This window comes from Hungatella hathewayi WAL-18680, from assembly GCF_000235505.1.
In the GTDB taxonomy this organism is placed as follows: Bacteria; Bacillota; Clostridia; order Lachnospirales; family Lachnospiraceae; genus Hungatella_A; species Hungatella_A hathewayi_A.
Window position 1 is genome coordinate 491794 of sequence record NZ_JH379029.1, and the last position, 22749, is coordinate 514542.

The following is a 22749-nucleotide window of genomic DNA, read 5'->3' on the forward strand; positions in this document are numbered from 1 at the left end:
GAACTCTTTTTATGAAACCACTTCTAATAAAACCACTCGGCCCAAGCGCTTCCGCTCTCACCGGAAGCTCATCATCACCGTCTGGACCTCTGTCATCATACTGCTGATATACGTATCCAGAAATGCTCCCACCGGGTACGCAAACAGCATCATCAGAAGCAGCCCCAGCAGAATCTTGGCCTGGATATTAATCACAAACACCTGAATCTGGGGAATCAGCTTCATCAGCACTCCCATGGTCACCTCCAGCACAAACTCCGCCGCCGCAAATGGCAGCGTCAGCCGGATAACCATCCCAAACACCGAGCCAAACAGGTTGATCAGATAAGATAACAGCGCATTGCTGACAAATCCCGTCACCCCCACCGGCACCACCTCATAGGTATAGGCAAATATCTTCACCATCAACAGATGACTGCCCGTGGCAAAAAAATACAGAAAGAAAAACACATTGATAAACTGGGCAAACACCGAAGACTGAATCCCACTGATCGGGTCCATCACCTTTCCCATAGAAAAACCGAACAGCGTATCCAGCACATCCCCAGCCACATACAGCATGCTGAAAAACAGCTGAAACACATATCCGATGGCCAGCCCCATCATCACCTCTTTGATGATGGCCTCCGCCATGCCAAATGTGGTAAGCCCCGAGACCGCCACCGCCTGAAGCTCCGCCGCAGGCAGCACAAAAAGACTGAGAGACAGGACAAGTCCCATCCTCACCATCATCGGAAGGCCCTTGCGCCCAAACACGGGATTCACAAGAACCATTCCCGCCATCCTGGCAAGCACCAGCAGGAATATATCAAAATTCTGCAATACGTCTTGACTCATACCATGTCTCCGTCCTACAACGACGCCATAATCTCAAACAGCCTTATCACAAACTCATCCATCACCCGGTACATCCAGGTTCCCAGAATCAAAAGCAGCAGAGCTATCACAATCAGCTTTGGCACAAAGGTCAGCGTCTGCTCATGAATCTGTGTCGCCGCCTGAAAAATAGCAATCACCAGCCCGACCACAATGCTGACAATCAGCAGCGGGCCGCCCAGCTGAAAGGCCACAACCATGGCCTCCTTCATAATCCCCATAACTTCATCCGCAGTCATACCCGTGCCTCCTTACCGAAATCCCTGAACCAGCGTCTTTATCACCAGATTCCAGCCATCCACCAGTACAAACATCATAATCTTAAATGGCAGCGCAATCATCGTGGGCGGCAGCATCACCATACCCATAGACATCAGCGTACTGGACACCACCATATCAATAATCAAAAACGGAATAAATATCAAGAATCCCATGGTAAATGCCTTGTTCAGCTCACTTAAGATAAACGAGGGAACAATCACCGACAGCCCCAGCTGCATATAATCTTCCTGGCTGTTAATCTCCGGAAGTTCCGTCCTGGAAATCGACAAAAACAAATCCAGACTCTTCTTCTCCGTCTGTTTTAACATAAACTCCTTCATCGGCTTCTGGGCCGCGTCAAAGGCTTCCTCCCTCGTCATGGTCTCCGCCTTATAAGGCTCATAAGCCGTGGTGTTAATCTCCGAAAATACCGGCTGCATGATAAACATGGTCAAAAACAACGCAAGCCCCACCAATACCTGATTGGGAGGCGACTGCTGTGTACCTAATGCATTTCTCAGAAACGAAAGAACGATGACAATTCTGGTAAAACTTGTCATCATAATCAGCAGAGACGGAACTACTGCCAGAAACAGAAAAAGGAACATGATATCCAGCATGTCCATCGGTTTTCCACTGCCTGAGGCGCCTTGAAGCGTCAGCGATACATCGGAAGCATAGGCATTCATCCGGCAGACACCGGACACCATCACCCATGCAGAAACGCCAGCAAACCACCTGGCCATCCGAAGCCCCATCTTCCTTACTTTATCCATCGTACATCCTCCAACTGACAAATTATCTGTCGTCTTCTCCGTTGTCCCGTTTTTTCCCGCCCGGAATCCAGCGTTCCGGATTCTTTTTCTCTGCCTTTTTCTCCCGGCCGCTCTTGTCCAGATAAGGTTTCACATGCTCGGCCAGTATCGAAGCAAAATCCGACGGTTCTGCCGCCGGACTTTTCTCATATTCGTCTAACTCTCCCAGTTTTTCGATTCCTGCCGGCGACACGCCCAGAAGAAATATCTGGTTCTGAACCTTCACCACCAGCAGAAACGTATCTCTCCCAACTGCCAGTCTGTCCAGAACACGAAAATTATCATGCTCCTGCCGTTTGCCGACTCCGTTCCCCAGCACCTTCGTCGTGTAATACGCCAGCGCCAGAACCAGAATCATCACTACCAGATAAAAAAATATCCTTATGAGTGCCATGCTACTCCTTCTTGTCCACGATTTCATTGATACGCGCTGCAAAATGGTCGTCCGTCACAATGATATCCCCATGTCCAATCAACGCGCCGTTCACCACAATATCCGCCGGCGAGCCCGCCTGCTTGTCAAGGGTCAGCACCTGCCCCTCTTTCATGGCCAGAATATCCTTCACACTGCACACCGTGCCGCCCACACGCACCGCCACATCCACACTGACGTCCAGAATACATTTCCGGTCATCACTGATAAAATCAATGGTATCTTCCAAAGGCTCATATTTAAACTCAGGAAAATAAACCTCCTGAACAGCAATCACTTTCTCTTTCTTAACCGGAGCCGCGGCTCTTCCACGCCTTGTGTCAACTCCATCTTCTCCCATCACCGCCAGTTCCGCCATAGCAGAACTGTCCAGCAGCTCGAACACCCTTCTGGAAGCAACCATCAGGATATCCGCTTTGAAAATCCCCTCCAGCGCCAGCTGGCAGGAAATGATGCAGACCTCCGGGTCATCCCCCCAGGTCTCAATCTTTTCAATCACAGGTTCCACACTCTCATAAATCTCCACATGAGACTGCAAATCCTCCGACTCACATTCAATAAAATCGCCCATCTCCGAGAGCGAAGCCCTGATACACTGGAGCGCCACCTTCTGGAGAACAGCAACCGCGACCTCGTCCATGGAATTGTCCCGGTTCAAATCGCTGCCCATGATATAATTGGCGAGTCTGGCCACGTCCTCTTTCTTGAAGACCAGCATCACATCCGCTCTGTGGCCATTCTGTGCGTTGGACCCCTCAAAGACTGCGCTAAACCGGGGAAGATGATTGGCAATATCATCCATTCCTACTTTTTTAATGTCCGTCACCGTCATCTTCGCACGTTTGCCCAAAAGATTATACAGCGTGCGGCAGACCGGGACACTCCCCATCTCCAGCAGCCCTTTCAGCTCTTCCTTGCCTATATCGTTCATCGTTAGTCCTCCCGGTTTACAGCTCTCTGCTGATTTCTACTGCCTTGCGCAGCTTGGTCTGTCCCAGTTTCGCCTCGAAGCAGGCCATATCACCTACGTAAACCGTCACATCTTCATTGATATTCATATTAATCGGCACTACATCGCCTACCCGCAGTTCCAGAACATCGTGGGCATCCAGCTGGAATTCCTGCATGATAGCACGAATCTCCACCTCGGATTCAAGCAGATGCTGCTCGATACTGTCTCTCTTGGAACGTCTCTTGGCGTCGTCCTTCTTTTTCTTCTGGCTGTCCACAAAAGAATAGCCCAGCTTGGAAGTCAGTTCATCCACATTCGGTCCAGGCATCACCAGACGAATCGGCGCTCTCAGGTTATCAATGGATAACTCCAGTCCAACCTCAACCACCAAGTCCTCCGGCGCGCTCATCTGAAGCAGATGGGCATTGGTCTGAATCCCCGTCAGAGTCACGGACACGTCCAGATACTCATTCCACGCCATCCCGATAAACTCCGTAATCTTCCCAAAGATATACTGCAGAATCGCCTTCTCAATATCCGTGAAATCACGGCTCAGCTTATATTCCGTACCGGCGCCGCCTAACAGACGCTCTACCATATAGAAGCCCAGTCTGGTATCCACCTCCATCATCAGAGGCGCCTCGTTGTAATCCTTATTGTCAGGAGACAGGGACATCAACCCAAACAGAGAACGGCTCTCGATGGTGCTGGCAAACTCCTGGTAACGCTTCTCCTCGATATCCGTAATGCTGATTTCACAGAACGACTGCAAAAGTCCTGTCATATATGGAGCAAGAGCCCGGGAAAAACTGTCATACAGGTTTTCCACCAGACTCATCCGCTCTTTTGTAAACTTTTTAGGTGATTTAAAATCATATGTTTTTATCACTGGGCTGCCCCCTCATTATCGGCGTTCATATCTTCCGGCATTCCCACAGGGAACAGCGGGTCCACGACATCCACGCTCTCCATTTCATTCTCAGAGGTTTTAAAATCATTGCCAAGGATAATCATATCCACGCGGCGGTTCTGCTCTCGCCCCTCTTTTGTACTGTTATCCGCAATCGGATAGTATTTGCCGTAGCCGCGGCAGATTAACTTCTCCGGCTCCAGTCCGGCCTGCTCTTCCAGATAGATGGCAACCCGGTCCGCTCTCTCGGATGAGAGAAGTCTGTCGTTAATCAACGAATTGGCAGCCTGGGCAGTATGGCCATTGATATAAATCGCCATAATATCATTCTGTTTCTCCAGAAGCATCATACCCACGGCATCCAGCATATCCTTGCTGCCTTCCCGCAGAACTGCGCTATCCGGGTCAAATAACAGGTCATTCTTAAACCGGATATAAACCGCATTCTCCTTGCTGGTCACACTGGCATCCAGATTCTCCGTCTCAAAGTAGGACTGAATATCTCTGGCCAGCTTCGCCATCTCAAGTGAGGACGCGTCACTGGACAATGCCGGCTGCTCCATGGCAATATCCATATCCGCGATCTCTTCTTCGCTGGGCTTTACCTGAACCTCAATGCCAAGTTTCTTCTGCATCGCCTCGGCAACCGCTTCCAGCTTTGTCATATTTACATTAGAAATACTGTACAGTAATACGAAAAAGGTCAGTACCAGGGTTATCATATCCGCATAGGTATTTAACCAGTCCTGACCTCCCGCATGTTCTTCTCTTCGCTTTTTCATGTTATTTACCAATCTCCAGTGCTTTTAGTGCCATACTTTTTGCGATATTGAGCGCTGTCACATTGGCCTCATACGCACGGCTGGCCGCCATCAAATCTACCATCTCTTCCGCACTGTTTACATTCGGCATCATCACATAACCGTCTTCGTCAGCGTCCGGGTGGTCCGGGTCATAAACCGGGACAAAAGGATTCTCATTGTCAACCACTTCCTCCACGAAAACGCCGCCGTTGTCAGCCTTTGTGATGGCCTTGCCCAGCTCCTGTTTGAAATTCAGCTGGTTCTCACGGAGTACGACCTGCTTGCGCCGGTACGGTCCCCCGTCTGCCGTTCTTGTTGTATTTTGATTCGCCAGGTTCTGCATGATGATATCCGTGCGGAACCGCTCTGCCGTCAGAGCCGAACCCGTAATATTGAGTGAATCTAAATATCCCATACCCTAGCTCCTTTACTTGCCTGTATTATTGATTACATATCTCAGTGTGGACAGCTTGCCCGACATCCGTGTCGTCAATGCGGAATACTGGGTGTAAGCCTTCCAAAGTTCCAGTTCCTCGCTCTCAACCTGGACATTGTTCCCGTCCGGTCTCGCCGCGGTCTCCTCGTCGGTCTCCACAACGGCCTCAAACCCTCCGGATTCCCCTGTCTTTGCATTCTCAAGCACTTTTTTGAACTCGACTTTTTTCGCTTTAAAGCCAGGCGTCTCCACGTTGGCCAGGTTGTGGCTTGCAACCTGCTGTTTCAGCCACATGGCATCCAGTCCGTTCTGCAGAGAGATAAATGAACTGTCATTAAACATTGCCATACCATCCACACTCCTTTATTCTTTGGTTTGCTCACCCCGTATGCTCCACCCGCACCTGACGGTCCGCTTGGGCAAATGCCTCTTTTAACTCGGCAATCATCGGCAAAATCTCCTCCACCGGTTCCGGTGTCTTCTTGATATTTGCCTGAAGAATCTGGTGAAAAAAATATTCATACAGAGAATCAAGCCCCTCCGCCACGTCATACTGGTGGTCCAGTGTATCGGACAGATGTCTAACGATAATCTGCGATTTTTGAAAATATGTATTGCATCCCTCGTAGTCCTTGACTGCCAGACATGCAAGCCCTTTGTTCAGACGGTTGATAACCTCATCAAACAGAAGATTCAGCATATCACCCTGAGTCATGGTCATCACCGACTGCTCTTTATACTTCTCATACGGGTTCTGCATCAAATTCCCTCCATTGTTATGAGAACTGATTATTCAACCACGAACTCTGCGTGTTCAGATTGGCGAGAGACTGCTCCATGGCCGTGAACTGCTTCCAGTAGCGGGTCTTCTCTCTCTCATAGGTCTGGTTCAGTCTGTTAATGACGTCGCTTATGGTCTTCATCTCATGATAAAGAGTGTTGTTGGTTGTGAGAACATCCTTGGTTCCCGCATACTGAACCATCGTTCCCGGGCTGGCGCTGCTGACATTGGCTGCCGCTTTCAGGGCATCCTGCAACTTAACGGCTAATCCGTTGGTGGAATCGGTAAACAGCTTCTGAACGGCATCCGCATTGGTCGTCAGCGCCGCCTTCAGCTTCTCCTCATCAAGAATCAGTTTCCCGTTATCTTTCCAGTTACTGGAGGTCTCAATACCAATATCGAAAATAGCGATTCCCGCGCCATCCACCGTGCTGTAAAGTGCGGTTCTCATGCTGCTGAGCAAACCGGAGATGTTGGAATCATTCCGAAGGAGACCTTCTTTTGACTTCTCCTCCCAGAGTTCAATCTCTCTGTCACTCATCTCTTTCTTCTGGGCGGCAGTCAGTGGCGGATAGGACTTGTAGGTCGCATCCTCGCGGATTCGGGAATTCAGCCCCGCAATCAGGGCGTTGTAATCTTCCACAAAGCTCTTTAAACTATCTACTATTTTATCAGTATCTTGCGATGTAGTCAAGTTAATTGGAGAATCAGTTGCGCTTGTTGTACCGGTAAGCTCGATTGTGATGCCATCCAGCTCAAATGTGTTGGTATTTCGCTGAATTTCGGTACCATCAACTATTAATTTTGCATTTTGTCCGGAAATTACTTCCGGTGTTCCTCCAAACATCACTTTAAGAAGGTTGCCCGATGTATCCGACATGCTGATATTTGATATATCGCCTGTCGCATTGGACTGCATGATGAACTTATCAGTCGTGGAAGAATAGGAAACAGTCACTCCGGCGCCGCTGTTGTTGATAGCAAGTATCACATCACTCAGGTTCGAATCTTTTGTAAGACCCGTGATTGCCACGCCATTAATCTCAAATTCTAAATTATTACCGGTAAGAGTGGTATTGAAATTCAGGTCTTTCAGCGCTGACGAGTAATTCAGTTTATTACTGTAACCGCCTCCAAAACCCAGATTCTCTGCAGTCGAAGTTTCATCTCCCGCCGCCTCTATAATCACACGTCTGGAAGTGTCTGTCATATCCAGTCTCATGTTACCGTCCCCGGTAACACTCATACTCACTGACGCCCCAAAATTGCGATAGATAGCCTGGTTGATATTGGCAAGCGTATCATTTGCATTAGCTCCGCCCTTAAAGCTGATTGTCCGGCTTACCCCATCCAGAATCATCGTAAACGAATACTCTTCATCCCGTGTAAAGCTGCCGAGGTCGGCCCTTCCTGCTATCGCATCTCCGGTCACAGAGCTTTGTGACTTCACCGTACAGGCCGTAGCCAGCTGCTCCACCTGATTAATTGTCATATTGCTGGCCGCATTGTTGCCAACCGCTCCAATCTTCACCGCATCCGAGCTGCTGGTTCCCTTCATGGTCTTATACAGACTGGCCCCCAGCAGATTCGTATCATTGTTTGTATAAGAAAAATATTTATCCCGGAAATTATTGACCTCCGTAATAATGCTCCGGTACATCTCCTGTTTCCAGGTCAGCTGCTGTTTCAATCCACTCTGCTTGTCAATCTTAGACTGGGTTCCCGCCAGCAGATTGGTGACAAGGGATTCCGTGTCCATATTGGAAACCAGACCTGATAAATAATTTTTCCCACTGCTGCTTACCGTACTGATCGATGATGCCATCCCCGTACCTCCTATCTCTTCTTGTTATAGAGCAGTCCTTTGGACTCTCCATAATCCATCTGTTTCAAATATCCTGTAAACCGGTTATTGGTATTACTCTGGCGGATTTTCAGAACCAGGGTTTCCATAACGGATTCCATCTCCCTGCGGATTTCTCCTTCCATCTCCTGCACCCGGCTGAGTACCTTATATATCTCCTGTCCCTCCGCAAATAACTGTTTCCCCTCTGCGGATAGGGTCTCATAGTCACATTCATTTCTGGCCGCCGCATAGAGGGTGCGGCCTTCTTCCGAGTCATCCCGGCATGACAACAGTTCCCTGTCAATCTCATCAATTCTGCCGATTAACTCTTCCCTGTCGGCCAGAGTCTGTTCCAGTTTCTCAAGCTCCTCCGGCTCTTTCAGTTTCTGCCCCGCCATCGCCCTTGTTTTTTCCTCATAGAACAGGCACAGCTCCTTCTTGTCACGAAGAAGCTGGCTCATTCTCTCAACCATTGCCATGACGTCCCTCCTGCTTATGCTCCTGGTCCGCCTGGTGCAGATTTCTTGACAGCTGGAATACCTTCAGCAGGTCTACCTTGTCGGACGCCTCCCGGTTGTTCTCCATGGTCAGATACAGTTCCGCACGGCTGATTTTCATATTCTCCGGGGCCGATATGCCCAACCGGACCTTATCCCCTTTGACTTCTGTCACAAATATCTCGATATCCTCGCCGATTCGGATGGACTCGCCTTTTTTTCTTGATAAAATCAGCATACATCCACCTCACCCTCTCCAAGCACCGGCTGACGGATCGCGTAATCCTGGTCCAGAATCACCTGCACCGCCAGATTCGCCTTGTGATTGACTATGATGGGGCTTTTTAAATTGGCGGTTGACTGTTGAAATGTCTTACCAATCACCAACAGCACCCAGCAGTCCAGTTCATCCTCCGGCTCCGCCTTTAACTGGTCCAGAATCTCATCATTGACAGCCGGCGCATAATCCGGCTTAATCTCCAGTGGATTCAGCATGATAAAACATACCTGCTTCTCCTCCACCGACTGGAGCCAGCAGATTCCGTCGCCCATATTGGAATCATTGATGAGAACGAATCTCCTGTACTCCTCAAATCCAAATATGGGCTGCGAAAACTGAATCACATGCTCCTCTTCTATTTCCAGAATCCCAAAATCTCTCGTCTCTATCTTCACGCCAATCCCCCCGGTGATTCTATTGCTGTCTCTGCCTGCCTTTATTCCTCATGCTCCTGACCGGCGCTTCTTGGGAAATAAATCGGCTCCCCTACATATTCAATCTCAACCTTCGGACGCTGCTCCACGCTAATCTTCAATTCTCCCGGAACATACTCCATGGAGCGCTCCGCCTTAGCCACATTCTTCTCCCCCTCTACCATTCTTGGGGTAAACTCCACTCCCAGTCCCGGAATCTCTCCGGCAGGTACGGCGGCCTTTCCCGTTGTAACCGCCGCCACCTGGGCCGCTGTCTGGCTCGCCACACTGTCTGCCGCCTTGCTGGCCGCCAGAGTCTGCGCCGAAGCCTTGGCATACTGGATAGCCGTCCGGTTGGCCGACTGATACTCCATACTGTTCTGCGCCCGGGACGAGTCAATATCCACTTTGATATTCTGCGTCTTCATATTCAGTTGCTGCTGTGTATCCGGAGCCGCCAGCGCGTCAGATTCCGGAGCTTTCACTTCCAGTCTCGCCCGCTCCGAAGTAATAGATAATCGAATTGGTGTTGAAGTAATTTTTAATACATTGACATTCATACTAATACCTCCCTGCTATTAATTTATAAAATCAAATATAGATGGTAAAATAAGGGCAGAGCCAATTTGCAAAGTTGCCTGCCAGGCCGTCTTCAGTTCCTGGTAATTAATCGCCTCCTTCTCCATATCCACGCCCTCCAGGTTATCCTGTGATTCCTGAAGTGTCAATAGTTCGGAAGAAAGACGACTCTTGGTACGTTCCAGCATATTCTGCCGCGCCCCAATCTCCGCCGTGGCAGTCGTAACATAACTCTGCTTATCTTTTAAATTGGTCAGAGACTCTATGGCTCCGGTCTGGTCTCCTGCTCTCAACTTGTTCTCAATATCATCAATAATCGAATAGAGATTGTTGACACGTCCTCTGTCATCAGTTCCATATCCCAGCACCTCGACGCCTGACGTGGAAACCTTGATACCCTTATTGCCTCCATTCAGACCCGTGCTTCCGTATCCTACATCCAGATACACATCCTTGTTAGATGGAAAGTGGGTGTCCGGGTTATCTGGGTCATATTTATCCACCGCTTTCCCGTTATAGAGAAGAGCGCCACTGTCATCTACCGTGAACGGCGCACCGCTCACATTAGTACCGCCAAACAAATACTTATCGCCGTACTGGACGTTCATCAGAGCGAGTACCTCTTCCTTTAATCCTTTCAGCTCTTCCGCAATGGAATTCATGGCTGTCTGGTCCATGGTTCCTCCTACTCTGGAACTCTTTTCAATCACCGTCTCAAGAATGGAGGTCAGATTCATGACATTGTCAGATGTCGTTTTCAGTTCACTGCTTGCATTCTCCACCACGCTGGAATACTGCTCATTTCTCGCAATCTGTGTCCGGACGGAAAACGCTTTCGCCGCCCGGGCCGGGTCCTCCGACACATGGTTAAACTGTCTCTTTGATGTCAGCTTCATGTTGGAAGCGCTCAGATTGGACAGATTGGTTTGGAGATTTCGATTATAACTTGCTGTCATCATACCTTCTGTAATTCTCATAGTTTCCTCCTTAACGTCCTACCAGACCCATCTGGTTGATAATCACATCCAACTGCTCATCCATTGCTGTCATCAATCTACCCAGCGCCTGAAATGTCTTATTCAGGGACATCATGTTGACGCCTTCCTCATTGAGTGACACGCCACTCACACTCTGCCGGTTTGTCTCCGCTGTCTCCGCAATGGCCAGCGCCGCCTCCAGCCTGGTATTGCAGGCATTCATCTCACTGCCCAGGGTACTCGTCATATTGGTGATAAACTGCTCAAATGTTCCGGTAAAGCCACCGATACTGAATTCTTTCTTCAGCAGCTCGCCCATTGCCTTGATATCATCAAGGCCGCCGTCGGAATTGAGAATATAGGAAGCGTCTGCCAGCCATTCATCGCTAAGACTGAGGTTACCCGCCGTCACAATACCGTCCTCTCCCCCCTTTAACAGCTGTTTATAGGTCACAGCCGCATCTGGATCAGCGTTCTCTACCTTAAGTACATTGTTAAACGTCTGATACAGACTCTGTGCAAACAAATCCAGCTGTTCCTGATAATAGGGTATCCCCGGTGCCACCGAGCTGCTTCCCTTAAGGGTATCCTGAAAACCGTTCAGCAGACCATTCCCCAGGCCCGCCATCTGTCCAGTGCTCTGCCAGAACATCCCCGTGCCTTCTTTATCCAGAGACAGCTCATCGGTCCAGTAGCTTGCGCCATCCACGCCCACTGCCTGGTGTCCGTTCACCATCACGTTGATGGTTCCGTCGCCGTTATCCTCCACCGATACTTTTCCGTATCGGGCCAATTCATCCAGAAGAAGATTTCTGTCATCCATCAACTCATTCGGCCCATATTTCACGCCGTCAAAGTCGCTATTGTTGAACACTTCCTTGTAAATCTCCTTGTTCAGTTCTGAAATCTGCTGCAGAGTAGCATTAAAATCCTTGACCGCAGCCGCCATATCCTTCTTGGTCTGCTCCACCAGATTTTTAATGCCGGAATCGTACTGGTTCAGAGTCGACACCACTTCTTTAAATGCATTCATCACGATAGTGGCGCTTGTAGCTTTGGATGCTGAAGTGGATGTTAACTCGTTCAATGCATCCGACAGCTCTTTTAACGCCTCCTGAATTCCTGCCTTGTTGACCTCAGGGTCACTGATGATGCCCTCCAGCTGTTCCATCACCGCCATCTTCTGGTCATGATAGCCCACATCGCTGTACTTCTCCCGGAACTTATAATCCAGATAGGAATTTCTCAACTGTCCGACTCCGACGGCCTTGACACCCTGACCTGCCAGAGCGATGGCGCTTCCATAATTGGCTCCGCCGTACAGTCTCAAGCTGACCGTATCAAGCCGCTGTCTGGTGTATCCTTTTGTCTTTTCATTGGTCATGTTGTTTCCTACAATATCAAGCGCCTTCTGGGTTACCATCAGGCCGCTTCTGGCTGCTTCCAGCCCCATAAATGATGGTCTCAATTTATCACTCTCCTATGTTCTGCCAAATCAGGCTTTTTTCTCAAGTTTCTGTCCCTTGCGGGGTGGTAATGACTGGGGGCTGTATATCCCGGACGGATTGTCCTGGAGCAGGTTGTCTCCGCGAAGCCGGAAGAGTTCTTCCTTCGCCAGCTCGTTGGACTTGGAATTGTAGTAGCGGATATTGCCTATGGCATCTTCCAGACGCCGCTGCAATTGGCGGAGCGTCTCTCGCTCCTCCCCGCTGCTCTCCTCCACCAGTTCTTTCAGGCGTTTCCCCACAAGCCCCTGGGAAGTAAAATGCTCCTGCCGTTTCTCCTCCATGTTCTTGATCTGCTTTTCCATGGATTCTTCCATCAAAAGGGCACTCTCCACTTTGTTCAATTCCCTGGTGAGAAGCATCCCCAGCTTTTCCGCCTGTTTTCTCTCAATCTCCTCAAAAAATTCCGTATATTCTGTCAGAAACTGTATGGTATCCTCCATGCTCTCCCCCTTAAATTCCGCTCATCAGCCGGAGTGCAATCTGCTCAGCCGGAATCTGATAAGTTCCCTCGGCTATCTGCTGCTTTAATTCAGCCAGACGCTCCGGGCTTGTTCTCTGTGCCATGGTTCTGGTCACGGAAGATGCATAGGTGGACGCTTCTTTCTTCTTTACTCCATCACTGCTGATGACGATGGCATCGCCCCGCTGCTTTTTATCCGCTGCTGTCGGGACGGAATTGCTCTTTTCGGTATATTTCCCGTTATTTACGGTATTTTGATATGCCATATAATTTCTCGTTATTTTTACATCCATAGTCCCGTTTTCCTTTCCTGCATGAATCCAATGATATTATCTATATATACTTATCGAACGGAACGAGAAAAACTTTAGGGGATTTTTAAAATATTTTATATTTTTAATGGAAAAAGTTATGAAACACAGAATGAAAAGAATCGCTCAACCTATTGAAAGGCAGAAGGCGGAGAATAAATCCCCGCCTTCCAAGTTTAGGGGACACTTGGTCCAATTACTGTAATAACTGTAAGATAGACTGTGGCTGTAAGTTGGCCTGTGCAAGCATCGCCTGTGCAGACTGCACTAAAACGCTGTTCTTGGTATAGTTAATCATCTCGCTTGCCATATCCACGTCTCTGATACGAGACTCAGCTGCTGTCAGGTTCTCTTTGGTCGTACCCAGATTGTTCATAGTATGGTCCAGGCGGTTCTGAAGCGCACCAACACCAGAACGGGCTTTTGATACATCATCAATAGCCTTTTTAATAGCCGTTAAAGCCGTATTAGCATTACCAGTACTAGTAAAATCCAAAGCATCAAGATGTAAAGCAGCTGAATCCATCTTATTAATTTCAACAGTCACCGTATCGGCAGCTGTAGGACCAACCTGAAGTACTAAAGCAGTCGCAGTACCATCTAACAGCTTCTTACCATTAAATTCAATACTTGTCGAAATACGGTCAATCTCCTCATTCAGAGCCTCAACCTCATCTGTAATTGCCTGGCGGTCAGTAGCGTCATAGGTAGAGTTAGCCGCCTTGGTTGCCAACTCAGCCATACGGTTTAACATTGTGTGAACTTCCTGCATAGCGCCCTCTGCGGTCTGTACCAGAGAGATAGCATCCTGAGTGTTAGCTGTTGCGGATTCCAGACCTTTAATCTGTGCTCTCATCTTCTCTGAGATTGCAAGGCCTGCCGCATCATCCCCTGCACGGTTGATTCTGTAACCGGATGATAACTTCTCAAGTGACTTTCCAATTGCGTCATTTGCCAGTCCCAGCTGTCTGTGGGAGTTTAATGCCATAATGTTGTGTTGAATTCTCATATGATTACCTCCATGTAATTGATTATCGGGAATTCCTTTTCCCTTTGATTATTTTATTCCAATCCTGATACGGTTTCTCTGATTACTGTAACAACTGTAAAATGGACTGTGGCTGTAAATTAGCCTGTGCCAGCATTGCCTGTGCAGACTGCACTAAAACGCTGTTCTTGGTATAGTTAATCATTTCGCTTGCCATATCCACGTCTCTGATACGAGACTCAGCAGCTGTCAGATTCTCTTTGGTCGTACCCAGATTGTTCATAGTATGATCCAAACGGTTCTGAAGCGCACCAACACCAGAACGAGCTTTTGATACATCATCAATAGCCTTTTTAATAGCCGTTAAGGCCGTATTAGCGCCACCAGTACTAGTAAAATCCAAAGCATTAAGACCCAAATCAGTTGAAGTCATCTTCTTAATTTCAACAGTCACCGTATCGGCAGCTGTAGGACCGACCTGAAGTACTAAAGCAGTCGCAGTACCATCTAACAGCTTCTTACCATTAAATTCAATACTTGCCGAAATACGGTCAATCTCCGCATTTAGAGCCTTAACCTCATCCGTAATTGCCTGACGGTCAGTAGCGTCATAGGTAGAGTTAGCCGCCTTGGTTGCCAGTTCAGCCATACGGTTTAACATTGTGTGAACTTCCTGCATAGCGCCCTCTGCGGTCTGTACCAGAGAGATAGCATCCTGAGTGTTGGCTGTTGCGGATTCCAGACCTTTAATCTGTGCTCTCATCTTCTCGGAAATTGCAAGACCTGCCGCATCATCACCTGCACGGTTGATTCTGTAACCGGATGATAATTTCTCAAGTGATTTCCCAATCGCGTCGTTTGCCAGTCCCAGCTGTCTGTGGGAGTTTAATGCCATAATGTTGTGTTGAATTCTCATACTATTACCTCCATGTAATTTGAATTTGGGGAATTCCTTTTCCCTCTTTTATTTGTATATCCCAATGTCAAACGGGCCCTGTCTGGCATCGGTGTGGCTTCTGAAATATTCCATTTCTTCTGCTCTGTTATAGTTATCGTACCGAATTCCCCTTTGTTTAGAAAAAATGTGCACAAAAATAGCGAAATATTTTTGTGCACATTATCCATAAAGGCTCTGTTCGATATAAAATTCTTCCAAGGACAGCTGGTTATCTTTCAGATAACGGGCCACGTCCACCCCCACATAGCGGAAATGCCACGGTTCATACTGAATTCCTGTCACCTCTTCCTTGCCCCTGTCATAGCGCAGGGTAAAGCCATAATCCTGGGAATGCTCTCTCAGCCATTTGCCTTCTTTTGTATTCTCAAATCCGATCTCAAGGGCCTTGTAGGAGGACGCATAGATGTCCACCGCAAGTCCCAGACAATGTTCACCGGAACCGGGGATAGACAGCACCTGTCTCGCCATGTTGTTGGCATCCTCCATGGAGTAACCACTTCTCACATAGGACTGCACCTTCCTGTTAAACAGCTTCTCCTGCTTATCCAGAGTCCGGTACCCGGAACACACCACCGGTTTCAAGCCTTCCGCCTTCATGGCATCAAACATGTTCACCAGCGGCTCATAAATCCGCGCATCCACCGACTGATTCGAGCCCGGCAGCTGGGCCAGCTCCACCTCATAATCATCCGGAACCGGATATCTGGCGTTGGTCAGTATGAGACACCACATATCTTCTTCCCGTATCACAAGGCCATCCGATGTCTCCCCGGCTTCATCTCCGGCCGAGCTATCACCATCAGACGTTTTTTCGCCCTCCTCCGCACTTTCTTCCATACTTTCTTCCATCAAGCTGTCATCACCCTCCGGAACATTCTCCTCCTCCGGCAAATCACTTACCCCTTCCGAAGTCTCCTCCTCCGCCGGACCATCCCCGTCCTCCCCGCGGTTCTCCTCCACCGGGGCCATGGCTTCCTTCTCCAGACTCTCCAGCTGCGCAATCGTCTCCGTCAGCCGCTCTTTCTCCAGCTTCCAGTGGGACGACTGATACATCAGGGCCAGGATAATCACGAATGTAAATACAATAACCCGCTGGTTTCTGACCGCCTGCGGGTTTTTTTTATGTTTTCCATGTTTATCCCTGCTATTCTTCGTACTCAATGGGGGCTCCTCCAGGTTCCAATTTCACTCTATTTTTTCCGTTTTCTCTCCAACTGCCTTTGAATCTGCTTTTTCAGATGTTTCAGAAGATATTTGTACAGTATCTCCTCCTGAGACTCCTCCATTTCCATGAAATCGCAGATAAACGCCCGTTCCCCGATGGCGAGCTCCACATAACTTCTGACGATACAGCAGAACAGTACCACACCCTCCATGGTGGGAATCATGATGTTAAACCAGTCTCCGGGGCGCAGCGGTGTCGTGGTTCTGAATTTCAAACCGCCCACTCCCACACTCATCACTTTTACCCGCAGACCGTTATAGCCATGGCCGTTATCGTCCATGCCCAGCAGCTCGTCCCCGCGCATGCAGTTGTAAATCACGCCGTCCTCATCCACCTTGACCTGAAAACATTTATCATACTGGGAAGACGTCACATCTTCAATAATGGTGATTCGCGTCATCTTCGTGGTGGAGAGATACACACTGCCCACATACACGCGAAGTCCCAGATAAATGTTATGAACTTCCAGCTTCACCAGATAACCGTAAGGCATGATTGGCAGCTTACTGTGAGAGAATCCGATATCGATAAAGGTCTTCCCGACTTTTTTGATAGCACCAAGAACGAACACTTCATTTCTCGTCCCCGTGACCAAACAGGAGGAACCTACATATGCATCTGACAGTTCCGCCATTTCTCACCCTCCTTTATCTGGTCCGCGTCTCTCCGTCCGGCGTTTCGTCGTCCTGTTTCTTGCTGGAAGCCAGGTTTTTCCTGATTCTTCCGGCGCCACGGCGGGCCTCCGTGGCTTCGGCTATTCCGCCCTGGGTATCCGTCACCCCATGTATCTCAGCGGAAGCCTCAATCAGACGGCAGTATATCGCCGCAACCACCTCATACAGCTCCACCGGAATGCGGCTTCCCACCTCCAGCATGCACAGAAGCGAAGCGGCGCTCTCATCCTTGAACACCGGAATCCCTTTCTTCTCCGCAATGTCAATGATGTGTTCCGCCACGGTTCCATAACCGGAGGCAATCACCACAGGCGCTTCATCCTCTGCGGCATTATATTTTAATGCAACTGCTTTGTTTCTTCTCGCTTTATACTTTGACATCGATTCCCGTCCTCTTATACGGCAGATTCTCAAATACATCCATGAGGGAGCGCACATGCTCCATCTCTTTGGACTCCACCGAGACTACCCGGTAGCCGTGGCTCTCCATAATCTGCCTGAATTCAGGCATCAGCCCGTCAAACATCGGTTTGAAATTCTCCGGACTGAACAGAGAAAAACTGATTTCCCTGTCCACCACCTTGAACTCCGCCTCCAGCTGGCCAATCCCCGGAATGTCAAAGGATATCAGCACGTGAATCCGTTCTTTGGAATCCCCGCCGCCCTCCCCGGATTTCTCATCCTTCGGGTCTATCCATAACTCTGAAAATGCCTTCATCCCCTGGTAGTCCACCGGTATCACGAAGTGAAGCAGCGGTGTATAGTTACAGGGAGACGATAACAGACTGGTGATAATCTTCTCTATCTTCTCCCCATTCAGGCTGTTCATAGGGGTTTCCCTATCCTGCTTTTCTATAATGCGCGCCAGCGTATCCATGATTCTGGACCGGTTCTCCTGGTGCTCCGGCGTCCGGAATTCCTCCAGATATTCCCGCACCAGTCTCTTCAAGGTGTTCTTCTGTTCCATCCCATTGACATGGACCAGAATATTTAACAATGCTTCCTGCAAAAAAGAGTCATTGTCCTGATACCTGGAGAGATTGTACATAATGTTGGGAATCACTCTGGCCGTATGGGGACTGTGAAGAATACTGCTCTCCAGCTCCTCAAGCGCCTGTAAAATATCCGCCTTTACCGCCTCAAAAGCCTCATGCCCCTGAACCGTCCGGATGCGCTCCGCCAGCTCCGAAAATCTGGGCGCCAGCGCCTTGCTTCCCGCCAGCTGCTCCGCCAGAAACTCCAGGCTGTTGCCCACGGAATCTAGCACATCTTGTCTGGCGACACTTCCGTTTAACGCCTTCAACAGCGACGCCGTCTCCGTGCGCAGCTCCGGTCTGGCCTCCAGAAATTCTCTTAAGAAATCAAATAACGGCCCCTTGAACATCGTGGATGCATTCTCCTGGTCCGCCAGCTCCTCCACAATATTCCCGGGGTCAATGAGCAGGGAATCAAACAGCTGCTTGATTTCCTGCGTCATTGTTGAGTTGTTTACCGGAAGAAGGTTGATAATCTCCTCCAGCATATAGATATTTTTTAAATAACTGATGGTAACTGCCGGGTCCTTCAACAGGTTCATAAGCGTGGCCGCACCGGCTTCGTTCTGAAGCACGTTGTGCTGGGCCAGCACATGACCAGTCTGGTTCTTGGCAACATTCTGAATTCCCTGTAAATCAAACGGAATGGACGATTCTTTCGGCGCCTTATCAGGCTGAGCTACACCTTTGCTGATAACGGGAGATGTAACCCGCAACATATCTGCCATTTAACGCATTCCTTTCCTGATTTCTCCATCCCGGAAATAGAAGTAACAATTGTCCTCCCGTTTTGCAAAATACAGTTTTCCATCACCGATGCTTAGCACGGTTCCGGGATTGACACGTCCCGCGGAGAGCCGGCAGTTTCCAACCTCCCGGACCTGCTTTGACAGCTCCGATGTCTTCTCCTTCAGTCTCTTCTGTTTCATGGATGTCACCGGTTTTTCCAGATTCAGCTCCTTCAGGCGGACCTTCTGTGTCTCCGTGATGGTGCCGTTCTTTTCTTTTGACGCCAGGTAGGCGATATCCTTCTGAATCTCCGTCAGCTTTTTGGTCAGCTTCTCCAGTTCCTCACCGGAGCGCTTCATCTCCTCCGTCAGCTGGGGTGTCATCCCCAACGTCACCGTGGTAGTCACATTGCTGGCCGCCCCTACTTCCCTCACTGTCATACAGTTATGAACCGAGCAGGAACCTCCGATAAACGCGCCCCTGCGTCCGTTCAGCACCAAATCATGGCCGCAGGACACCTCCGAGTTGATGATATACTCCGCCCGGATATCCCTCTTGGCATAAATCTTGCAGTTTTCCAGGAATTTGGCCGTGATATCCTCGCCGGCCTCCAGAATTCCCGTCTTCATGCCACGCATTCCCTTCTGGAGGATAATGCTGCCCGTGGCATTTAACAGGGCTCCTTCCACCATGCCCATCACGGTGATGTCGCCTTTGGCGGTCACCTCAAATCCCTCGTACACATCCCCACGGATGACAACACTTCCCGTAAACTCGATGTTGCCTACGGAATTGTCCACATTGCCAGCCACTTCAAATATCTTTTCCACCAGGAATCTGCCGGAACGGAAGGTTAAGTTTCCCTCGCACGCCGTTATCAGTTTGTCATTGTCTTCGTTGAATATTACATTTTTTCCCTGTGGAATAGGAGGCATGGTGCCTGCCTTTCCGCGGACAGTTCTTCCACAGACATCCATACCATCCTGTGGAAGCGTCGGCCGGACAATATCACACACAACCTGCCCTGCCTTCACATTGTGAATCAGGTTCAGGTTCTTGTAATCGATATCCCCGTTGTCCTTCGAAGCATATTTTAACTCCGCTTTCCTTGGGAAATAGTCTTTTATCTGTCCGTCCCTTCCTGCTACGGGCTGCTTCCCCTCCGCTATCAGGAACTCCTGTAAGTACATCTTTTCTTCCAGCACGGCAAGAATCTTCTCTTCGTCAATGCCGAACACCACGTTTTTGGCCTTCAGGGCATCTCTGACCTGCTCCATGGTGACGTCCTGTCCACCACCCGCAGGCCCTGTCATCATCATTACAGCCGCCATACCGTCGTCCTGTATGATGATTTCCACCGTCCCATCCCGGTATTCTTCTTCCCCGGCCTTCGGCGCCTCCGAAGGTGTTTCTGATTCCTCTGGTTTTTTCACACCTTCAAGCTCCTCAAAGTATTCTTTCCTGCGTCGTTCTTCTTTTTCGTTCCAGTCTTCCACCGTCTGTATCCGGTGGTCGGTCTCTTCTTCCTTGTGAAAAGAATCTTCCTCTTCCGGCCAAGTCCAGACTTCTTCCCCTTCGTCCTCGCCTTCCTTCGGCAGTGCGAAAAATCGTGTAACTTTTTTGAAAATGTGTCCACCATCATCCATAGGAATCCCCCCTTCCTGCGCATCCTGTAAGCCTTATGTCCCTGACTGGCGACCTTCTTTCTTTATATCTTTTTTTATCTCAGTGTATTAATAATGTTCTCCATCTCATCTGCCGCACTGACTACCCTGCTGCTCAGCTGAAATGCCCTCTGGGCTTCAATCAGGTTAATCATCTCTGTGGAAACCATAGTCATGGAGCGCTCCAGCGTCTTTGACAGTATTTTACTGGTCACCGCGCTGTCATCCATATCCGCCTGGGAAACCCACTCGCCTGATGTCTCCCCGGAGCGGAATAAGTTGTCACCTACCGGTATCAGACCATCCGGATTCTCACAGCTGTAAAGACCAATCTGCTCTTTCAGATTGCTTAAATCCAGCTCAGCGGTCTCTTTTTCCTTGCCATTCTCATCCTTGGCGGTCTTGTATTCCAGCTCAATCCGCTCGCCCTCCGGCCCCAGCACATAGTAACCGTCTCTGGTCACCAGATAGTTGCCGTCATCCGTGGCGGATATCATGAAGGAACCATCTCTCGTATAAGCCGGTTCCTCGTCCTCTTCATTCACCTCAACGGCAAAATATGCTTTCCCGCTGATGGCAAAATCCAACTCACGTCCGGTCTGCTCAAAACTGCCCTGCACGAAGGTGGATTCCACACCGGTGTTTCTGACACCGTGTCCAACCAGCAGATCGGCGCTTCTGGTATCCATCTGCGTGTACAGAAGGTCACCGAAAGAACTTTTCTGTGGTTTGTATCCGGTTGTATTCACATTGGCGATGTTGTTGGCCGTAACGCCCAGTTCATCCTGGAAGGCTCTCATCGCCGACACTCCGGTATAATATGATATATTCATCTATGTATCCTCCTAAAGTTTCCCGATATCGGAAGCAGATTTCTGGTTCATCTGGTCCAGAATCGTCAGCGCTTTGGCACAGGACTGGAACGCTCTCTGTATCTCCATGGTTCTGGTCATCTCCGTATTTAAGTCCACGCCGGATTTCTCCAGCTTGCCCTGATAAACACTTGGATAAACCTGTGTCAGATTATCTCCGGCTCCTACACTGTATGTGCCGTTTTCATTGAGTGTGAGAGCATTCACATCATCCGGATTCATAATCTGAACCTGGTCCAGCTCATTGCCTTCATCGTCGTAGACAATGCCATCCTTCCCCACGTTAAATCCATTCTCATCCACGTAAACCGGACCGCCGTCGCCCATCACCATGCCGACACCCGGAAGAATCAGGTTGCCTTCCTCATCTGTGGAGAAATGGCCGTTTCTTGTCAGATACGTCCCATTCTCTCCCTGGATAACGAAATATCCGTCTCCGCCGATGGCCAAATCATAGGTCTTGCCGGTATCCTGTATCTCGCCCTGCTTATGGCTGGTCATCTCCGCGCCTGCCAGAGTGATGGTGGAGCCGCTGCCGATGGCAGTGTTCTGCCCGTTCATCTGACGGACAAATGTCTCGTCAAAGGTGGTCTTCACAAGGCGTTTGCTGCGGTAGCCGTTGGTCTTTACATTGGCCAGGTTGTTGGCCGCCACATTCAGCTCTTTCTGATTCATCATCATACCGGAAGCTATGGTATAAAATCCTGAAAACATAAGCCATCCCTATCCTTTCATGTATTCTTCCATACTGGCCTTCAGTTTCCCGATGGCCTTCGTATGAATTTGACATACTCTGGACTGCCCGATTCCAAGTATCTCAGCAATCTCCGAGTATTTTAACTCTTCATAGTAGTACAGGCTGATGACAAGCCGTTCTTTCTCACCCAGGCTGTCAATCGCCGCCGCCAGCTGCTCTCGCAGCTCTTTGTAAAACAGGCTTTCCTCCGGCTTCGTGGAGACATCCTCTGCCTCCAGCTCCCCCTTCGCCACAAGCCCTGTCATATCCTGAAGCACATTCTCAAAGGAGAGAACCGCCGCGTGGTTCATATACTGGATATGATTTTCCACTTTTTCAACCGGGATATCCAGATAGTCCGCCACTTCCTGCGCGTCCGCCTCCCTCATCTTTTCATTGGAAATCATGGCGCAGGCTTCATCGACTTTCTTCTGGAAATTGCGCGCCCGGTGGGGCACCCAGTCCTGGCTTCGGATATAATCAATCATCGCGCCCCGCACTCTCAGAAACGCGTAAGTCTCAAACTTGGCGCCTCTGGATTCGTCGTAACGCTCCAGACATTCCATGAGTGCAATGACCCCCTGGTCAACCAGGTCCTCTTCCTGAAGAAGGCTTCCGGCCATTCCCCGCAGCTGCACGGCTGCTTTGCGGACAATCGGAAGATATTGGAGGATAAGACTGTCTTTCTGCATATGCGGTTACCTCTGATTTTTCCATTTCCATTCTCACTT

Annotated in this window: 29 protein-coding genes; all 29 read right to left on the reverse strand. The window is 49.4% G+C overall.

All coding sequences use genetic code 11. The annotated features are described in order from the left end of the window. Positions 1-57: 57 nt before the first annotated feature. Complete coding sequence (locus tag HMPREF9473_RS23020) at positions 58-837, reverse strand: flagellar biosynthetic protein FliR (protein ID WP_006782632.1); 780 nt, start codon at positions 835-837, stop codon at positions 58-60. Positions 838-851: 14 nt separating this feature from the next. Beyond that, the gene (gene fliQ, locus HMPREF9473_RS23025; protein WP_006782633.1) at positions 852-1115 is read right to left on the reverse strand and encodes a flagellar biosynthesis protein FliQ; all 264 of its coding nucleotides are present in this window, start codon (positions 1113-1115) and stop codon (positions 852-854) included. A 12-nt stretch (positions 1116-1127) separates the two neighbouring features. Next, entirely contained in the window at positions 1128-1847 is a 720-nt protein-coding gene (gene fliP / locus HMPREF9473_RS23030; RefSeq protein ID WP_242830892.1) for a flagellar type III secretion system pore protein FliP, read from the reverse strand. Positions 1848-1935: 88 nt separating this feature from the next. After that, positions 1936-2346, reverse strand: coding sequence for a FliO/MopB family protein (locus HMPREF9473_RS23035; protein WP_006782635.1), 411 nt, complete (start codon positions 2344-2346; stop codon positions 1936-1938). Position 2347: 1 nt separating this feature from the next. Further along, positions 2348-3316: a FliM/FliN family flagellar motor switch protein gene (locus HMPREF9473_RS23040; protein ID WP_006782636.1), complete on the reverse strand. Its 969-nt coding sequence runs from the start codon at positions 3314-3316 to the stop codon at positions 2348-2350. 16 nt (positions 3317-3332) lie between these two features. Further along, positions 3333-4226, reverse strand: coding sequence for a flagellar motor switch protein FliM (locus tag HMPREF9473_RS23045; RefSeq protein ID WP_006782637.1), 894 nt, complete (start codon positions 4224-4226; stop codon positions 3333-3335). Next, a complete protein-coding gene (locus tag HMPREF9473_RS23050; RefSeq protein WP_006782638.1) occupies positions 4223-5029 on the reverse strand; it encodes an OmpA/MotB family protein in 807 nt (268 codons plus the stop codon). Before HMPREF9473_RS23050 ends, HMPREF9473_RS23045 begins: the two co-directional genes overlap by 4 nt. Before the next feature lies 1 nt (position 5030). Then, positions 5031-5465, reverse strand: coding sequence for a flagellar basal body rod protein FlgC (flgC, locus tag HMPREF9473_RS23055; protein ID WP_006782639.1), 435 nt, complete (start codon positions 5463-5465; stop codon positions 5031-5033). A 12-nt stretch (positions 5466-5477) separates the two neighbouring features. After that, complete coding sequence (locus HMPREF9473_RS23060; protein WP_006782640.1) at positions 5478-5834, reverse strand: flagellar basal body rod protein FlgB; 357 nt, start codon at positions 5832-5834, stop codon at positions 5478-5480. A 31-nt stretch (positions 5835-5865) separates the two neighbouring features. Further along, entirely contained in the window at positions 5866-6246 is a 381-nt protein-coding gene (gene fliS / locus HMPREF9473_RS23065; protein WP_006782641.1) for a flagellar export chaperone FliS, read from the reverse strand. A 16-nt stretch (positions 6247-6262) separates the two neighbouring features. Beyond that, positions 6263-8092, reverse strand: coding sequence for a flagellar filament capping protein FliD (gene fliD, locus HMPREF9473_RS23070; protein WP_006782642.1), 1830 nt, complete (start codon positions 8090-8092; stop codon positions 6263-6265). A gap of 11 nt (positions 8093-8103) precedes the next feature. Then, positions 8104-8592, reverse strand: a complete 489-nt coding sequence (locus HMPREF9473_RS23075; protein ID WP_006782643.1) for a hypothetical protein — start codon at positions 8590-8592, stop codon at positions 8104-8106. After that, the gene (gene csrA / locus HMPREF9473_RS23080) at positions 8579-8848 is read right to left on the reverse strand and encodes a carbon storage regulator CsrA (protein WP_006782644.1); all 270 of its coding nucleotides are present in this window, start codon (positions 8846-8848) and stop codon (positions 8579-8581) included. Before csrA ends, HMPREF9473_RS23075 begins: the two co-directional genes overlap by 14 nt. Further along, positions 8842-9285 carry a flagellar assembly protein FliW gene (fliW, locus tag HMPREF9473_RS23085; RefSeq protein WP_006782645.1) on the reverse strand — a complete coding sequence of 148 codons (444 nt, stop codon included), beginning with the start codon at positions 9283-9285 and terminating at the stop codon, positions 8842-8844. Before fliW ends, csrA begins: the two co-directional genes overlap by 7 nt. Before the next feature lie 41 nt (positions 9286-9326). Continuing rightward, complete coding sequence (locus tag HMPREF9473_RS23090; RefSeq protein WP_006782646.1) at positions 9327-9863, reverse strand: DUF6470 family protein; 537 nt, start codon at positions 9861-9863, stop codon at positions 9327-9329. 18 nt (positions 9864-9881) lie between these two features. After that, positions 9882-10859 (reverse strand): flagellin, encoded by a 978-nt coding sequence (locus tag HMPREF9473_RS23095; RefSeq protein WP_006782647.1) that lies wholly within the window; start codon positions 10857-10859, stop codon positions 9882-9884. Positions 10860-10869: 10 nt separating this feature from the next. Further along, on the reverse strand, positions 10870-12327 hold the full coding sequence (gene flgK / locus HMPREF9473_RS23100; RefSeq protein WP_006782648.1) for a flagellar hook-associated protein FlgK: 1458 nt from the start codon (positions 12325-12327) through the stop codon (positions 10870-10872). Between the two features lie 27 nt (positions 12328-12354). After that, positions 12355-12807: a flagellar export chaperone FlgN gene (gene flgN, locus HMPREF9473_RS23105; protein ID WP_006782649.1), complete on the reverse strand. Its 453-nt coding sequence runs from the start codon at positions 12805-12807 to the stop codon at positions 12355-12357. A 10-nt stretch (positions 12808-12817) separates the two neighbouring features. Then, positions 12818-13120: a flagellar biosynthesis anti-sigma factor FlgM gene (locus HMPREF9473_RS23110; RefSeq protein ID WP_006782650.1), complete on the reverse strand. Its 303-nt coding sequence runs from the start codon at positions 13118-13120 to the stop codon at positions 12818-12820. 214 nt (positions 13121-13334) lie between these two features. After that, on the reverse strand, positions 13335-14147 hold the full coding sequence (locus tag HMPREF9473_RS23115; protein ID WP_006782651.1) for a flagellin: 813 nt from the start codon (positions 14145-14147) through the stop codon (positions 13335-13337). 82 nt (positions 14148-14229) lie between these two features. Next, positions 14230-15042: a flagellin gene (locus HMPREF9473_RS23120; protein ID WP_006782652.1), complete on the reverse strand. Its 813-nt coding sequence runs from the start codon at positions 15040-15042 to the stop codon at positions 14230-14232. Between the two features lie 201 nt (positions 15043-15243). Further along, positions 15244-16245 carry a M15 family metallopeptidase gene (locus HMPREF9473_RS23130; protein WP_006782653.1) on the reverse strand — a complete coding sequence of 334 codons (1002 nt, stop codon included), beginning with the start codon at positions 16243-16245 and terminating at the stop codon, positions 15244-15246. 29 nt (positions 16246-16274) lie between these two features. After that, a complete protein-coding gene (locus tag HMPREF9473_RS23135) occupies positions 16275-16943 on the reverse strand; it encodes a hypothetical protein (RefSeq protein ID WP_006782654.1) in 669 nt (222 codons plus the stop codon). Between the two features lie 13 nt (positions 16944-16956). Continuing rightward, entirely contained in the window at positions 16957-17364 is a 408-nt protein-coding gene (locus HMPREF9473_RS23140) for an EscU/YscU/HrcU family type III secretion system export apparatus switch protein (RefSeq protein ID WP_006782655.1), read from the reverse strand. Next, complete coding sequence (locus tag HMPREF9473_RS23145; RefSeq protein WP_006782656.1) at positions 17351-18745, reverse strand: hypothetical protein; 1395 nt, start codon at positions 18743-18745, stop codon at positions 17351-17353. Before HMPREF9473_RS23145 ends, HMPREF9473_RS23140 begins: the two co-directional genes overlap by 14 nt. Then, positions 18746-20392, reverse strand: a complete 1647-nt coding sequence (locus HMPREF9473_RS23150; protein WP_006782657.1) for a DUF342 domain-containing protein — start codon at positions 20390-20392, stop codon at positions 18746-18748. It abuts the gene before it with no gap. A gap of 74 nt (positions 20393-20466) precedes the next feature. After that, positions 20467-21243: a flagellar hook-basal body protein gene (locus HMPREF9473_RS23155; RefSeq protein WP_006782658.1), complete on the reverse strand. Its 777-nt coding sequence runs from the start codon at positions 21241-21243 to the stop codon at positions 20467-20469. 12 nt (positions 21244-21255) lie between these two features. Further along, positions 21256-21996, reverse strand: a complete 741-nt coding sequence (locus HMPREF9473_RS23160) for a flagellar hook-basal body protein (RefSeq protein ID WP_006782659.1) — start codon at positions 21994-21996, stop codon at positions 21256-21258. A gap of 9 nt (positions 21997-22005) precedes the next feature. Beyond that, entirely contained in the window at positions 22006-22710 is a 705-nt protein-coding gene (locus tag HMPREF9473_RS23165; protein ID WP_006782660.1) for a FliA/WhiG family RNA polymerase sigma factor, read from the reverse strand. Positions 22711-22749: the final 39 nt, after the last annotated feature.

Bases quoted from the DNA above. Each gene is read 5' to 3' on its own strand.
- HMPREF9473_RS23140 (WP_006782655.1), bottom strand. From the start codon at position 17,364: ATGTCAAAGTATAAAGCGAGAAGAAACAAAGCAGTTGCATTAAAATAT.
- flgC (WP_006782639.1), bottom strand. From the start codon at position 5,465: ATGGGATATTTAGATTCACTCAATATTACGGGTTCGGCTCTGACGGCA.
- HMPREF9473_RS23155 (WP_006782658.1), bottom strand. From the start codon at position 21,243: ATGAATATATCATATTATACCGGAGTGTCGGCGATGAGAGCCTTCCAG.
- HMPREF9473_RS23040 (WP_006782636.1), bottom strand. From the start codon at position 3,316: ATGAACGATATAGGCAAGGAAGAGCTGAAAGGGCTGCTGGAGATGGGG.
- HMPREF9473_RS23020 (WP_006782632.1), bottom strand. From the start codon at position 837: ATGAGTCAAGACGTATTGCAGAATTTTGATATATTCCTGCTGGTGCTT.
- HMPREF9473_RS23095 (WP_006782647.1), bottom strand. From the start codon at position 10,859: ATGAGAATTACAGAAGGTATGATGACAGCAAGTTATAATCGAAATCTC.
- HMPREF9473_RS23150 (WP_006782657.1), bottom strand. From the start codon at position 20,392: ATGGATGATGGTGGACACATTTTCAAAAAAGTTACACGATTTTTCGCA.
- fliQ (WP_006782633.1), bottom strand. From the start codon at position 1,115: ATGACTGCGGATGAAGTTATGGGGATTATGAAGGAGGCCATGGTTGTG.
- HMPREF9473_RS23050 (WP_006782638.1), bottom strand. From the start codon at position 5,029: ATGAAAAAGCGAAGAGAAGAACATGCGGGAGGTCAGGACTGGTTAAAT.
- HMPREF9473_RS23165 (WP_006782660.1), bottom strand. From the start codon at position 22,710: ATGCAGAAAGACAGTCTTATCCTCCAATATCTTCCGATTGTCCGCAAA.
- HMPREF9473_RS23120 (WP_006782652.1), bottom strand. From the start codon at position 15,042: ATGAGAATTCAACACAACATTATGGCATTAAACTCCCACAGACAGCTG.
- HMPREF9473_RS23145 (WP_006782656.1), bottom strand. From the start codon at position 18,745: ATGGCAGATATGTTGCGGGTTACATCTCCCGTTATCAGCAAAGGTGTA.
- flgN (WP_006782649.1), bottom strand. From the start codon at position 12,807: ATGGAGGATACCATACAGTTTCTGACAGAATATACGGAATTTTTTGAG.
- csrA (WP_006782644.1), bottom strand. From the start codon at position 8,848: ATGCTGATTTTATCAAGAAAAAAAGGCGAGTCCATCCGAATCGGCGAG.
- fliS (WP_006782641.1), bottom strand. From the start codon at position 6,246: ATGCAGAACCCGTATGAGAAGTATAAAGAGCAGTCGGTGATGACCATG.
- HMPREF9473_RS23035 (WP_006782635.1), bottom strand. From the start codon at position 2,346: ATGGCACTCATAAGGATATTTTTTTATCTGGTAGTGATGATTCTGGTT.
- HMPREF9473_RS23090 (WP_006782646.1), bottom strand. From the start codon at position 9,863: ATGAATGTCAATGTATTAAAAATTACTTCAACACCAATTCGATTATCT.
- HMPREF9473_RS23135 (WP_006782654.1), bottom strand. From the start codon at position 16,943: ATGGCGGAACTGTCAGATGCATATGTAGGTTCCTCCTGTTTGGTCACG.
- HMPREF9473_RS23115 (WP_006782651.1), bottom strand. From the start codon at position 14,147: ATGAGAATTCAACACAACATTATGGCATTAAACTCCCACAGACAGCTG.
- fliP (WP_242830892.1), bottom strand. From the start codon at position 1,847: ATGGTGTCCGGTGTCTGCCGGATGAATGCCTATGCTTCCGATGTATCG.
- HMPREF9473_RS23075 (WP_006782643.1), bottom strand. From the start codon at position 8,592: ATGGCAATGGTTGAGAGAATGAGCCAGCTTCTTCGTGACAAGAAGGAG.
- HMPREF9473_RS23110 (WP_006782650.1), bottom strand. From the start codon at position 13,120: ATGGATGTAAAAATAACGAGAAATTATATGGCATATCAAAATACCGTA.
- HMPREF9473_RS23060 (WP_006782640.1), bottom strand. From the start codon at position 5,834: ATGGCAATGTTTAATGACAGTTCATTTATCTCTCTGCAGAACGGACTG.
- HMPREF9473_RS23160 (WP_006782659.1), bottom strand. From the start codon at position 21,996: ATGTTTTCAGGATTTTATACCATAGCTTCCGGTATGATGATGAATCAG.
- fliD (WP_006782642.1), bottom strand. From the start codon at position 8,092: ATGGCATCATCGATCAGTACGGTAAGCAGCAGTGGGAAAAATTATTTA.